This window comes from Paenibacillus alkaliterrae (assembly GCF_021532375.1).
Lineage (GTDB): Bacteria > Bacillota > Bacilli > Paenibacillales > Paenibacillaceae > Pristimantibacillus > Pristimantibacillus alkaliterrae.
On the sequence record NZ_JAKGAP010000002.1, the window covers coordinates 239,611 to 253,089 of the forward strand.

12 protein-coding genes are annotated in these 13,479 nt (G+C 46.8%); all 12 read left to right on the forward strand.

The window, feature by feature from the left end:
- Positions 1-35: 35 nt before the first annotated feature.
- Positions 36-1,304 carry a M16 family metallopeptidase gene (locus tag L1N85_RS01255; protein WP_235234021.1) on the forward strand — a complete coding sequence of 423 codons (1,269 nt, stop codon included), beginning with the start codon at positions 36-38 and terminating at the stop codon, positions 1,302-1,304.
- Positions 1,285-1,728 (forward strand): dUTP diphosphatase, encoded by a 444-nt coding sequence (gene dut / locus L1N85_RS01260; protein ID WP_268818091.1) that lies wholly within the window; start codon positions 1,285-1,287, stop codon positions 1,726-1,728. Before L1N85_RS01255 ends, dut begins: the two co-directional genes overlap by 20 nt.
- A gap of 131 nt (positions 1,729-1,859) precedes the next feature.
- Positions 1,860-2,759 carry a dipicolinate synthase subunit DpsA gene (dpsA, locus tag L1N85_RS01265; RefSeq protein ID WP_235234028.1) on the forward strand — a complete coding sequence of 300 codons (900 nt, stop codon included), beginning with the start codon at positions 1,860-1,862 and terminating at the stop codon, positions 2,757-2,759.
- A complete protein-coding gene (locus L1N85_RS01270; protein ID WP_235234031.1) occupies positions 2,756-3,346 on the forward strand; it encodes a dipicolinate synthase subunit B in 591 nt (196 codons plus the stop codon). Before dpsA ends, L1N85_RS01270 begins: the two co-directional genes overlap by 4 nt.
- A 29-nt stretch (positions 3,347-3,375) precedes the next feature.
- Positions 3,376-4,410 (forward strand): aspartate-semialdehyde dehydrogenase, encoded by a 1,035-nt coding sequence (locus tag L1N85_RS01275; protein ID WP_235234034.1) that lies wholly within the window; start codon positions 3,376-3,378, stop codon positions 4,408-4,410.
- Between the two features lie 54 nt (positions 4,411-4,464).
- Positions 4,465-5,679, forward strand: a complete 1,215-nt coding sequence (gene dapG / locus L1N85_RS01280) for an aspartate kinase (RefSeq protein WP_235234036.1) — start codon at positions 4,465-4,467, stop codon at positions 5,677-5,679.
- Positions 5,680-5,706: 27 nt separating this feature from the next.
- Positions 5,707-6,582, forward strand: coding sequence for a 4-hydroxy-tetrahydrodipicolinate synthase (gene dapA, locus L1N85_RS01285; RefSeq protein ID WP_235234038.1), 876 nt, complete (start codon positions 5,707-5,709; stop codon positions 6,580-6,582).
- Between the two features lie 401 nt (positions 6,583-6,983).
- Entirely contained in the window at positions 6,984-8,663 is a 1,680-nt protein-coding gene (locus tag L1N85_RS01290) for a ribonuclease J (protein WP_235234040.1), read from the forward strand.
- 163 nt (positions 8,664-8,826) lie between these two features.
- On the forward strand, positions 8,827-9,576 hold the full coding sequence (locus tag L1N85_RS01295; protein ID WP_328285129.1) for a ClpP family protease: 750 nt from the start codon (positions 8,827-8,829) through the stop codon (positions 9,574-9,576).
- A complete protein-coding gene (locus tag L1N85_RS01300) occupies positions 9,573-9,797 on the forward strand; it encodes a YlzJ-like family protein (RefSeq protein WP_235234047.1) in 225 nt (74 codons plus the stop codon). Before L1N85_RS01295 ends, L1N85_RS01300 begins: the two co-directional genes overlap by 4 nt.
- 69 nt (positions 9,798-9,866) lie before the next feature.
- Complete coding sequence (locus L1N85_RS01305) at positions 9,867-12,542, forward strand: FtsK/SpoIIIE family DNA translocase (protein ID WP_235234049.1); 2,676 nt, start codon at positions 9,867-9,869, stop codon at positions 12,540-12,542.
- Positions 12,543-12,660: 118 nt separating this feature from the next.
- Complete coding sequence (gene sleB, locus L1N85_RS01310; RefSeq protein ID WP_235234055.1) at positions 12,661-13,443, forward strand: spore cortex-lytic enzyme; 783 nt, start codon at positions 12,661-12,663, stop codon at positions 13,441-13,443.
- The last annotated feature ends 36 nt before the right edge of the window (positions 13,444-13,479 follow it).

Here is a 13,479-nt window from a genome sequence, read left to right on the forward strand (position 1 = left end):
CCAGCTTTGCTTACAAAGCTTTAGGAGGACACTTGATGAAAAAATATAAGCTAAGCAATGGATTGCGAGTGGTCGTTGAATATATCCCGACCGTACGATCGGTATCCTTCGGCATTTGGGTAAAAACGGGTTCGCGCAATGAGACACCGGATAATAACGGCATTTCACATTTTATAGAACATATGCTCTTTAAGGGAACGGAAGCCCGTTCAGCAAAGGATATTGCTGATTTATTCGACGGCATTGGCGGAAATGTCAATGCTTTTACATCTAAAGAGTACACCTGCTATTTCGCAAAGGTGCTGGATGAGCATTTGCCGCTGGCCGTTGATGCGCTTTCGGATATGTTTTTTCATTCTCAACTTGATCCGGAGGAGCTTGCGAAGGAAAAAAACGTTATTCTTGAAGAAATCTCCATGTACGAGGATACACCGGACGATAAGGTGCATGACGAGGCCTCGCGGGCTGCCTTCGGGGAGCATGCGCTTGCTTATTCCATCCTTGGACTTAAAGATCGTTTAGCGGCGATGCATTCCGATACGCTTCGCGGTTATATGAATGATATGTACACGCTGGAAAATACCGTTATCAGCGTTGCGGGCAACGTAGAGGAGAGCGCCTTGCTTGCTCTGCTCGAAAAGCATTTTGGTGAATTTACGAACAGCAAGCCAACAGTGACGATTGGCGCTTCCCCAACGTTTAAGGGCGATAATTTGTTTTTTAAAAAGAAGACCGAGCAGAATCATTTATGCATATCTTTTCCCGGCTGCTCGATCACGGATTCGAAATTATATGCAATGATTTTACTTAATAATGCGCTTGGCGGCGGCATGAGTTCGCGCCTGTTCCAAGATATTAGAGAAAAGCGTGGACTTGCATATTCCGTTTATTCCTACCATACCTCTTACGCGGATACAGGCTTGTTTACAATTTATGCGGGTACGGCACCGAAGCAGACAAAGGAAGTGCTTGACCTGACTATGGAGCAGTTAAGCGAGCTATCCGTGAAAGGCTTGGCTGAAGAAGAGCTTCATCGCGGCAAGGAGCAGCTTAAAGGCAGCTTGATTTTAAGTTTGGAAAGCACGAGCAGCAGGATGAATCGGTTAGGGAAAAATGAGCTTATGCTAGGTCAGCATTATACGCTTGACGAGCTGCTTCTACGAATCGATTCGGTAACGATGGCGGATGTGCAAGACGTGACTAAACGCATGTTATCCGTTCCTTTTTCGGTTGCAATGGTAGGGTCAAACGATAAGGCGGCAGCACAACTCAGGAGGGATCAATTTGTATCAAGTATTGTTTAAGCGTCTAGAAGGAAATGAGGATATCGCGATTCCTCGCAAGATGTCAGAATGGGCTGCCGGCTTTGATTTGCAAGCAGCTGTTGGAGAGCCTGTCGTTCTTCAGCCAGGAGAGCGTCAGCTTATTCCAACCGGATTTGCGATGGCCATGCCAGGGGAACTGGAAGCTCAGATAAGGCCGCGCAGCGGACTTGCCTATAAACACGGCATCACATGCCTGAATTCGCCAGGAACGATTGATGCGGACTATCGGGGCGAAGTGAAGGTACTGCTTATTAATTTAGGCCAGCAGCCATTTACGATTACACGCGGAGAGCGAATAGCGCAGATGCTATTCCAGAAGGTTCCAGCCGTTACAATTTCGGAGGCGGAGGAACTGCCCGATACGCTTCGAGGCGCAGGCGGATTTGGTCATACTGGAGTTTAATCAAAGTCATTATTGTAATTAAAATTAGCATAGATCGGGGCATTTGCCCCGATCTTTATTTATTTTTCACCCCGCTCTGGGCGCAAGCATAAGATGATCTAGAGCTAGTAGCAAGAAAGGAGTGAAGCTTGATGCTAACAGGCGTTCAAGTACTGTTGCTTGGCGGTGATGCAAGACAGCTGGAGGTCATACGCAAGCTGACTGAACTGGATGCTTTGGTCACCGTTTCCGGCTTTGACGGTCTGCATTCATCGTTGGATGGGGCCGTGCAAGCCGAGTTTGAGGAACAGTTGTTTGAGGGTGTAGATGCACTATTGCTTCCTGCTGTAGGTACTGACGATCAAGGCTTCATCCATGCTGTGTTCAGCGATCGTCAAATGCAGCTTACAGACAGCCACTTTGCAAAGCTGCCAAAGCATTGCACCGTATATACGGGCATGGCGAAGCCATATCTAAAGCAGTTATGCAAGCAAAATAACTTAACGTTGGTAGAGCTGTTCGACCGCGATGACGTCGCGATATACAACTCGATTCCAACAGCAGAAGGCGCCTTGATGATGGCGATTCAGAATACGGATATTACTATTCACGGTTCATCCTCGATGGTGCTCGGATTCGGACGAACCGGCTTTACGATGGCCCGTACGCTTCAAGGTCTGGGGTCGAAGGTGAAGGTGGGCGTTCGTCGTTCGGAGCATTTTGCAAGAGCGGCGGAAATGGGCTTTGAGCCTTTCTACATCAGTGGTTTGTTGCTGTATGTGAGCAATATTGACTTGCTTTTTAATACAATTCCGACTATGATAATCACAGCACAAATTATCGCTAATTTACCTTCGCGAGCCGTTATAATTGACCTTGCATCGAAGCCTGGCGGAACAGATTTCCGCTTCGCGGAGAAAAGGGGAATTAAGGCGATGCTTGCACCCGGACTTCCCGGTATCGTCGCACCGAAAACAGCTGGACGTATCATGGCGGAATGCTTATCACAGCTGATTTTGGAAGAAACGATCAAGCGGGGGAATGGGATATGAATTGGAATGGGATCACAGTAGGCTATGCTTTATCTGGTTCGCACTGTACATTTGCTGAGGTTATGCCTGAGATTAAACGGTTCGTCGATGCGGGCGCGAATGTCGTGCCGATCGTTTCGAATACTCTAATGACAACGGACACGAGGTTCGGCAAGTCTGAGGATTGGCAAACCCAGCTTAAGGCGATTACAGGTAATGAGCTAATATCAACGATTGTGCAGGCGGAACCGTTAGGGCCGTCTAAGCTTCTTGACGTTCTTGTCATAGCACCTTGTACAGGCAACACTACGAGCAGACTGGCAAATGCCATAACGGATAGCGCAGTGCTAATGGCAGCTAAAGCGCAAATGCGAAATGGCCGCCCGCTCGTATTAGCTATTTCAACAAATGATGGTCTTGGTTTAAATGCCGCTAACATAGCGAAGCTACTAGTGGCTAAACATATTTATTTCGTTCCGTTCGGCCAAGATAACCCGGTGCAGAAGCCAAATTCGCTTGTTGCCCGAATGGATTTAGTCTTGGAAGCATGCGAAGCTGCCTTACAAGGAAAGCAGCTGCAGCCTCTGCTTGTCGAACGGCATCAGTGACACATGTATGAGAGGGGAGACGACAACAAATGTCGAATCAGAAATTGTTTAATGTTGCAGTTGTAGGAGCAACGGGCGCAGTAGGGGAACAAATATTGAAATTACTAGAGTCAAGAAACTTCCCGATTCAAGAGCTTAAGCTATTATCATCTGCTCGTTCAGCAGGAACAAAAATTACATTTAAAGGTCAAGAGTATACGGTTCAGGAAGCTGCCCCTGACAGTTTCAAAGGCGTAGATATCGCTTTGTTCAGTGCTGGCGGAGACGTTTCGAAAGCTCTGGCGCCTCATGCTGTAGAACATGGTGCGGTATGTATCGATAACACAAATGCTTACCGGATGGATCCAAACACACCGCTTGTTGTACCAGAGGTAAATATCGAGAAAGTAAGCGAGCACCAAGGCATCATCGCAAATCCTAACTGCTCGACGATTCAAATGGTTGCAGCTCTAAAGCCGCTTCAGGATCGTTATGGCATTTCCCGAATTATCGTATCGACTTACCAAGCTGTATCCGGGGCGGGCAGCCGAGCTATCGATGAGATGCTGCGTCAAACCCAAGCTGCGCTTAATGGCGAATCCGTAAATCCGGATATATTACCGGTTGGAGCTTTGCCTGTTAAGCATCAAATCGCTTTTAATGCGATACCGCAAATCGACAAATTCCAAGAGAATGGTTATACGCTCGAGGAAATGAAGATGGTTCGCGAGACGAAAAAAATTATGGGTGACGAGTCCATAGAGGTTACGGCAACATGCGTGCGTATTCCTGTCGTATATGGTCACTCTGAGTCTTTATTTGTAGAGCTTAAAAACAACTACGATTTGGAAGAGGTTAAGCAGCTGTTAGCGGATGCTCCGGGCATTACGCTCGTTGACGACCCTGCGAACCAGCAATACCCGCTCGCAACCGATGCAGCCGGTAAGCCGGATGTTTTTGTCGGTCGTCTGAGACGCGATCTAGGACACGAGCGCGGACTTAATATGTGGATCGTCTCCGATAACCTGCTCAAAGGCGCAGCATGGAACGCCGTACAAATCGCTGAACACATCGCAAAAGGTTAAACTATTAAGTAAACCTGCTGCTTCTTCCTGGGATCGATTACGGAGGAGAACGATATGCGCATCCTGATTCAAAAATTCGGGGGCACCTCTCTATCAAGCGATCATGCCAGAGATCATGTTATCCGTCACATAAGCAGAGAACGAAGCAATGGTTTTTCAGTTGTAGTCGTCGTTTCGGCTATGGGCCGCAAGGGGGATCCTTATGCAACGGATACGTTGCTGCAGCTTATCCGAGAAAACGGGGATAAGCTGCCGGCTCGTGAACGGGATATGCTGTTAGGCTGCGGAGAAGTGATTTCCGCAGCCGCTTTATGCAGCTTGCTCATAGCTAACGGCATTCCCTCCGTCGTTTTGACCGGCGGACAGGCGGGCATGCTTACAGACGAGCAATTCGGGCATGCCCGAATAAAGGAGATTCGCCCAGAGAAGGTCCTTAACCATTTGGGGGCAGGCTCCGTCGTCATCGTAACAGGCTTTCAAGGCAGTACGGCACAAGGTGACATAACTACATTAGGCAGGGGCGGCAGCGACACATCTGCTACGGCACTAGGTGCAGCGCTCCGTGCTGAAATGGTTGATATTTATACGGACGTTAACGGTATATTGACAGCTGATCCGCGCATTGTCGAAGAAGCAAAACCATTGCCGGTAGTCAGCTATGCAGAAATATGCAATATGGCTCGGCAGGGGGCTAAAGTTATCCATCCGCGAGCTGTTGAAATAGCGCAGCAAGCCAAGGTTCCGCTTCGTGTACGCTCTACCTTCTCGGAGGAGACAGGTACGCTTGTCACGGACTTATCTACAATAAAAATGGAATTATCCGTTAAAGACCGTCATGTGACTGGCATTGCTCATGTTTCCGGTATTACACAAATATCGGTAAAGGCCATTAAGGGCAGAAATGATGTGCAGCTGCAGGTTTTTCAATCCATGGCAAAGCATCATATTAGTGTCGATTTCATCAATGTAACACCTAGCGGTGCCGTATATACCGTTTTTGACAAAGATGCTGAACGTGCAGTTCGAGTGTTGCAGGATGGCGGATATGCCCCTTCTGCCATAAATGGCTGCGCAAAAGTGTCCGTAATTGGCGGAGGAATGAATGGGGAGCCGGGTGTCATGGCGCGTATTGTGGAAGCGCTGACGGAGCAAGGGATAACCATCATGCAATCTGCCGATTCTAATACAACGATTTGGGTGCTCGTACGGGAAGCAGACATGGCAGAGGCCCTTCGTGCTTTGCATGCAAAATTCGAGCTTCATCGATAGACAGCAACACTTTTAGGAGGAATTCAGATGGAATTTGGAAGATTGATTACCGCAATGGTAACTCCATTCGATGCGGACGGTCAAATTGATTGGCCTACGACTGGCCGATTAATTGATTATTTAATTGAGGAGCAGCAAAGCGATAGTCTCGTCGTTTCTGGAACAACCGGCGAATCGCCGACGCTGTCGGATGAAGAGAAGCTGGAGTTGTTTCGATTTGCTGTCAAGCATGCGAATGGTCGTTGCAAAATTATTGCGGGTACGGGCAGTAATAACACGGCCCATTCCATCCATTTGACGAAAGACGCGGAAGCTGCAGGTGTAGACGGTATTTTACTGGTTGCGCCATATTATAACCGCCCGAGTCAGGAAGGTCTTTATCAGCATTTTAAGGCGGTAGCTGAAGCGGCTTCTTTGCCAATAATGCTATACAACGTTGAAGGCCGGACAGGTGTGAATCTCTCTGTTCATACAACTCTTCGTTTAGCGGAGATCGATAATATTGTTGCTACCAAAGATTGCGCGAACACTGACCAGCTTACACAAATCATCAGCGGGGCTCCTGCAGGCTTTAAGGTTTACAGCGGTGAAGACAGCTTTACGCTTCCTGCTCTTTCCGTAGGAGCGTACGGAATTGTCAGCGTTGCAAGCCATGTCATCGGAGCTGAGATGAAGCAGCTAATTACAGCCTATGTCGATGGAAACGTCCAAGAGGCTGCTAAGCTAAATGGGGAATGCCACCCTATTTTCAAAGGGCTGTTCGCTTGTCCTCATCCTGTTCCTAACCCGGTAGCTGTGAAATACGCGCTTGGTTTGAAAGGCTTTTCAGTAGGAGGAGTTAGGCTGCCGCTAGTAACCGTAACCGAGGCAGAAGCCACATTCTTACGCAATTTGATCGTTTGAATAAACTTAAATCGTTGATTGCAGCCGGTGCATCCAGCATCGGTTTTATTTTTTTGGGAAGCATATTGAAAAGCAGCTTTAACGGGTTTCACTTGTATTCCATCTTTTTCTTCATGTATAATGATTTCAAGTGACTGGGTGCGGCAAATATGAATAATGAACAAAACGTCAGAGCGGCATCTGACGATAACAGCACATATGAATGATTTTTGTTCGGTTCAAACACAATCAATTGGATGATTACGGGGCATCTTTTGCCTCGCAAAAATAAGAAGATGAAATCGAAGCCAACTCGCTTCGCTAATATCAGGTGATGCTTACGAAGCGGATTGCTTCGCGAAATTAAACTGATGATTACGAAGAGAATTTGCTTCGCAAAATTTAAGGAGGTAAAGATACACTTGTCTAAGAAGAACAACCAGGATAAACTGCTCATTTTTGCACTAGGCGGAGTAGGCGAGATCGGTAAAAACATGTACGTTATTCAGTACAATAATGACATTGTCGTTGTCGACTCGGGATTGAAGTTCCCGGAAGAGGATATGCTCGGCATAGATATTGTTATTCCGGATATTTCATACTTAACTGAAAATCGCGATAAAGTACGTGCCATCATCATTACTCACGGGCATGAGGATCACATCGGCGGGTTACCGTACGTATTGAAAAATCTAAACGTACCTATCTATGCAACGAAGCTGACACTTGGCCTTATTGAAGGAAAATTGAAGGAAGCGGGCTTGCTTGGAGAAACAAAACGGATACTTATCAATGCGGATTCTGAAATCCAGCTTGGAACGATTCGCGCTTCTTTCTTCAAAACAAACCACAGTATACCCGATTCCGTCGGCGTATGCTTGGATACGCCGGAAGGTACAATCGTACACACGGGCGACTTTAAATTTGACCATACGCCAGTAAATGAGCAATTTGCTGATTTACAGCGTATCGCCGAAATCGGTAAGCGCGGGGTATTGGCGTTATTGTCGGATAGTACCAACGCAGAGCGTCCAGGCTACACGCCTTCAGAGGCACAGGTCGGCGACAATCTTGAGGATATATTCCGCAAATCCTCGCAGCGAGTGGTCGTAGCAACATTCGCATCAAATGTACACCGGATTCAACAAATTATTAATGCCGCAATAGCAACTCGCCGCAAGATTGCTGTTGTTGGACGCAGTATGGTTAACGTCGTAGGTATCGCATCAGATCTCGGTTATTTAAACATTCCGGAAGGAATGATAATAGAACCGGAAGATGTAAACAAACTGGCAGCTGATCGTGTTGTTATTTTGTGTACGGGCAGTCAAGGCGAGCCCATGTCAGCGCTAACAAGAATGGCACGTTCGACACACCGCAAGGTTGATATTTTACCGGGAGATACCGTAATCATTGCTGCAACGCCGATTCCGGGTAATGAACGTTATGTCGGCCGTACAGTCGATGAATTGTTCCGTTTAGGTGCTAACGTGATATACGGTAACGGCTCGGTGTCGGGCGTGCATGTATCAGGTCATGGCAGTCAAGAAGAATTGAAACTCATGCTTAATCTGATTAAGCCTAAATATTTTATTCCTATTCACGGCGAATACCGTATGCTGCGTCAACATGGCAAGCTTGGCGAAGCGATCGGAATTGAACGCGAAAATATTTTCATCGTGGATAACGGAGATACGATTGAGTTTCAAAATGGAAGCGGCCGTAAAGGCTCGAAGGTACAAGCTGGTAACGTGTTAATTGATGGATTGGGCGTAGGCGATGTTGGAAATATCGTTCTTCGTGACCGCAAGCTGCTTTCGCAAGATGGCATACTTGTGGTAGTCGTCACTTTAAGCAAGCAGGATGGAGCCATTATGTCAGGTCCGGATATCATTTCACGCGGCTTCGTTTATGTGCGTGAGTCTGAAGGACTTTTGGATGAAGCTAACCGTATAGTAACATCTACTTTAACCCGTTTAATGAACGATAAAGTAAATGAATGGGCATCCTTGAAAACGAACGTAAAAGATGCGCTTGGCCGCTTCTTATATGAACAAACTCGTCGTCGCCCAATGATTTTGCCGATAATTATGGAAGTATAATACTAAACCTATAGATGAAGAGGGTTGCTTGTCCTAACCGCATTTGCCGCCGCGGATGGAAGCGATCCTCTTTTTTTTGTCTAATTGTGAAAAATAATTTGAATAAATTTGAACAGAGACCTCATACTATGACGAGCATTATTTTTGAGGGGGACTGTAAGCGATGTGGCAAACACAAGACAATTTTACTTCTGAACATCCCGATCCAAACGCTGATGACAAAAAAAAGATGAATGGTGTTGTTGAGACGATACAACAGCTTGGCCAAACATCTACGCCCGCGCCAGCGGAGTCGAACATATTCTGCATGACTATCATCGGTCAAATAGAAGGTCATCTTGTTTTACCTCCGCAAAATAAAACGACAAAGTATGAGCACATTATTCCTCAATTAGTAGCAGCAGAGCAAAATCAAAAAATTGAAGGCGTGTTAATCGTACTGAATACGGTAGGAGGTGACGTTGAAGCAGGACTTGCCATCGCTGAAATGATCTCTTCCTTATCTAAACCGACGGTAACTTTAGTACTGGGAGGAGGACATTCTATAGGCGTTCCTATTGCGGTTGCCGGAAATTTGTCTTTTATAGCGGAAACGGCCACAATGACGATTCACCCCATCCGTCTGAACGGACTCGTTATTGGCGTACCGCAGACTTTTGAGTATTTGGACAAAATGCAGGAAAGGGTTGTTCGTTTTGTCACCTCGCATTCGAATGTAACCGAGCAAATATTCAAGGAGCTCATGTTCAAGACCGGAGAATTAACGCGTGATATTGGTACGACAGTAATCGGCTCTGATGCGGTGAAGCATGGATTGATTGACAGAGTAGGCGGTTTAGGTGAAGCGCTTAAAGAATTAAATCGTCGCATAGAAGCTAATAAGCTCTTAAAGAATGAGGTGAACCGCGTATGACCCTTTACACGAATATGCCCTTAGAGCTGGTATTAGAAGGCTTAAACGATGAAGCAGAGACGCTTCAGGAGGTATGGGCTAATGGCGTAAAAATGCAGGTTAGCCCCATTGCTCCAGGGATTGGTAAAATCGTGCGTTTATTGGAATGCAGCTTAGATGATTATTTAAACCCGAATTTGACTCCGGGAACGATAGTTAATTATCATGCTTCTCCAAACTGATGTTCGTACAAACGTCTCATAGGAACATTTCACCACCTATGGTATAATGTTTAACCAGAGGTGACTGATTTGGCTAAGAAAAAGAGACGAAGAAAATCGATCGGTACAAGCTTAAAATATGAGGTTTACGGCATTTTGCTTATAACGATTTCAATTATAGCACTATCCGGTGAAGCGGCTGTCGGGCGCTCGTTATCCAAGCTATTCGGACTTGCGCTCGGCAAGTTTTATTTTGTGCTGGCTTTAGTTGGTATATTTATTGGATTGGTCGTTATGGTGAAGCGAGCTTGGCCGCGGGGATGGACAAATAAGCGAACAGGCTTGCTTGTTCTGGTTCTGGCATTTACGTTAATGAGCTCGATATCCGAAATCGATCAGAAGCTAAGGCCAAGCGTCGAGCTATCCGGCGGATTGATATGGAGCCAGCTTAGCTCTGATTTGCAATTAGATCTTATTCATGTTTCAGCAACAAATGATCTGCCAATCAGGGATAAACAAATTAGCGGCGGCTACATAGGTGCCTTGCAATATTCAGTTCTTTTTTCACTTTTCGGTTATTATGGCGCGAAGCTGATCATGTTCGTCATGTTTGCGATATCCATTATGCTTTTAACGGGTAAGTCATATGTTGAGCTGGGAAGATTTGCAGGCAAAAGGACGACTAGAATGTTTAAGCTCATTGGATCGAAATGGTCGCAAAGATCGACTATGCGCGCTTCTGCAGCAGTCAATTCAAACGCTAATCAATTTGACACGGACGATGACGACGACACGATAGATGACGATCATGAAGGTTATGTAGTCTCACCTCCAAGACAAAGAAGATCTTTGTTTTTTTCATGGAAGCAAGATAGACAAGCTGCGTCCGATACCAGTGATAATAATCAAACAGACGATGAATGGGTTTTTGAGCCGCATGTAACAGATACGAGCACAAGTGGAACTTCTGTCTGGCACGCCGATAACGAGCAGCCTTGGGAGAAGTCCGGCGAAGAGATACATTCTGACCCTTCAGTTGGAACGATTTATCAAGCGGAGCGTGCTCCTTGGGAAGAGGCTGGAGGCAGAGCGAATGCTGTCGAAGAGCTTCCTTCCTCGTTATCGGATCATTCGAACGGTATCTGGCCTGCTTCCGAGCAATCTGGAGCTGATTTTCCTAACGACCCCGATGAAGAGGAAGAGCTGCTCCCGGAACCAATGGATTTAGCAACGAATCGTTCAACTGATCCTATAGAAGCTTCTGAAGCTTTGATTGGCGATGAGGCTGTACAATCAACCATTCCGAAGCCGCCTGCATCCGAATTAGCGATAAATGAAACGAAACCTTATCTGCTTCCGCCGTTTTCTTTGCTTAATAAACCGAATTTGATGAGCAAAGGCGCTGATGCAACGGATATGTACGATTCCCGCAGAAAGCTGGAGGCGACTTTAGAGAGCTTCGGAGTTCGTGCCAAGGTGCTTGATGTTGTTCGCGGACCGGCTGTTACCCGCTACGAGGTGCAGCCTGCGACTGGTGTCAAGGTGAGCCGGATTGTCGGCTTAACGGATGATATTGCTTTGGCCCTCGCAGCCAAGGATATTCGGATGGAGGCTCCTATTCCCGGCAAATCCGCAATCGGGATTGAAGTGCCGAATATGGAGGTTTCCGTCGTTACGATGCGGGAGGTTATGGAAACGGCTACGTTCCAGAACGCTCCATCTAAATTATCGATTGCTTTCGGCCGAGATATATCTGGCCAGACAATTGTCGGGAACTTAGCTAAAATGCCGCATTTACTCGTTGCCGGAGCAACGGGCTCCGGAAAATCCGTTTGTATCAATGGAATTATTACGAGTATTTTGTACAAAGCGGCACCTGACGAAGTTAAATTTCTTATGATCGACCCGAAGATGGTCGAATTAAACGTCTATAACGGCATTCCGCATTTGCTTGCTCCTGTCGTTACGAATCCTAAGCGAGCTTCACTCGCATTGAAGAAAATCGTTGTCGAAATGGAGAGTCGTTACGAGCTGTTTTCCAAATCCGGAACGCGGAACATTGAAGGTTATAACACGCTAATGGCGGACAATCCAGCAGCGGTACTTCCTTATATCGTCGTTATTGTGGACGAGCTTGCGGATTTGATGATGGTAGCGGCGAATGACGTAGAAGATTCCATTGCAAGGCTTGCGCAAATGGCGCGTGCGGCGGGTATTCATCTTATTATCGCAACCCAAAGACCATCGGTCGACGTTATTACAGGCGTTATTAAAGCGAATATTCCTTCTCGAATTGCCTTTGGCGTATCCTCACAGGTTGATTCACGTACCATTCTGGATATGGTCGGCGCCGAGAAGCTGCTAGGTCGCGGCGATATGCTGTTTCTGCCCGTTGGCATGTCTAAGCCGATTAGGGTTCAAGGAGCATTTCTATCGGATCAGGAAGTGGAAACACTTGTTACTTATGCGCGCGATCAAGCGGAAGCGGAATATAAAGAGGATCTCGTTCCCGAAGTGGAGGAGGAATCCGCAGATGGTGAAGAGATGCTTGACGAGCTATATGACCAGGCAGTACAAATCATTTTGGAGGCAAAGCAAGCTTCCGTATCGTTATTGCAGCGCAGAATGCGGATTGGCTATACAAGGGCCGCGAGACTTATCGATCAAATGGAGGCGAGGTCCATCGTCGGACCGTATGAAGGCAGCAAGCCTCGTGAAGTGCTCATTACGATGGAACAGTTCCAAGCAGGCCGGATAAGCTCCTAATTTCCGTTGTTTGCAGGAAGCGGGATCATGTGCATAGAAGCGGAGCAACTTTCTCATACTAGAGTTAGGTAACGCTACCTTAAGCGAACTAACTTGCAAGAGAAAGGCAGATCCCTTCATGAAAAATCGTTTAATTGTGGTGACCTCGATTATCGTGCTGCTGCTGTTCGGATCATTTTCACTGCTGCGAGGCGAGCATAACGAAGCAACCGAGACGTTTAGCAACGCTACTCTCAGAGTTGGATCATCAGGCCAGGACGTTTATGAATTACAAGGGCGTCTAACACATCTTGGGTATTTCAATGGTAAAATTGATGGTAAATTTGGACCATCGACCAAAGATGCGGTAACCTGGTTCCAATGGAAGTTCGGAATGAAGTCAGACGGTATTGTTGGTGCGAAAACAAAGTTGAAGCTATGGGAAGCTACGAAATCATGGAAGCCGACAGCGGGTAGTTCACCTCCTGCGGCCGGTTCGGGCGGAGGCGGGGGCGGCACACCATCTGGTGATAAACCGTCAATCGCGAAATCCAATAGGCTGGGCTTTACTGAAAATGACCTCCAAATGATGGCGAATGCCGTTTATGGTGAAGCGCGCGGCGAACCGTATGAGGGTCAAGTAGCTGTTGCTGCAGTCATTATCAACCGAGTCAAATCGCAAAGCTTTCCGAATACGATTTATGGCGTCATATTTCAACCCCGTGCATTTACCGCAGTCGCAGACGGTCAAATTTGGTTGACACCGAACGCTAAAGCAAGGGAAGCGGTCGAAGATGCAATTAACGGCTGGGACCCTTCCGGCGGTTGCCTTTACTATTTCAATCCAGACACTGCGACCTCTGCATGGATTTGGACACGGACCCAGATCAAGACGATCGGAAAGCATATTTTCTGTATGTAACTATAGGTTATTTGCGAAAGGAAGCAGCCGTTACTG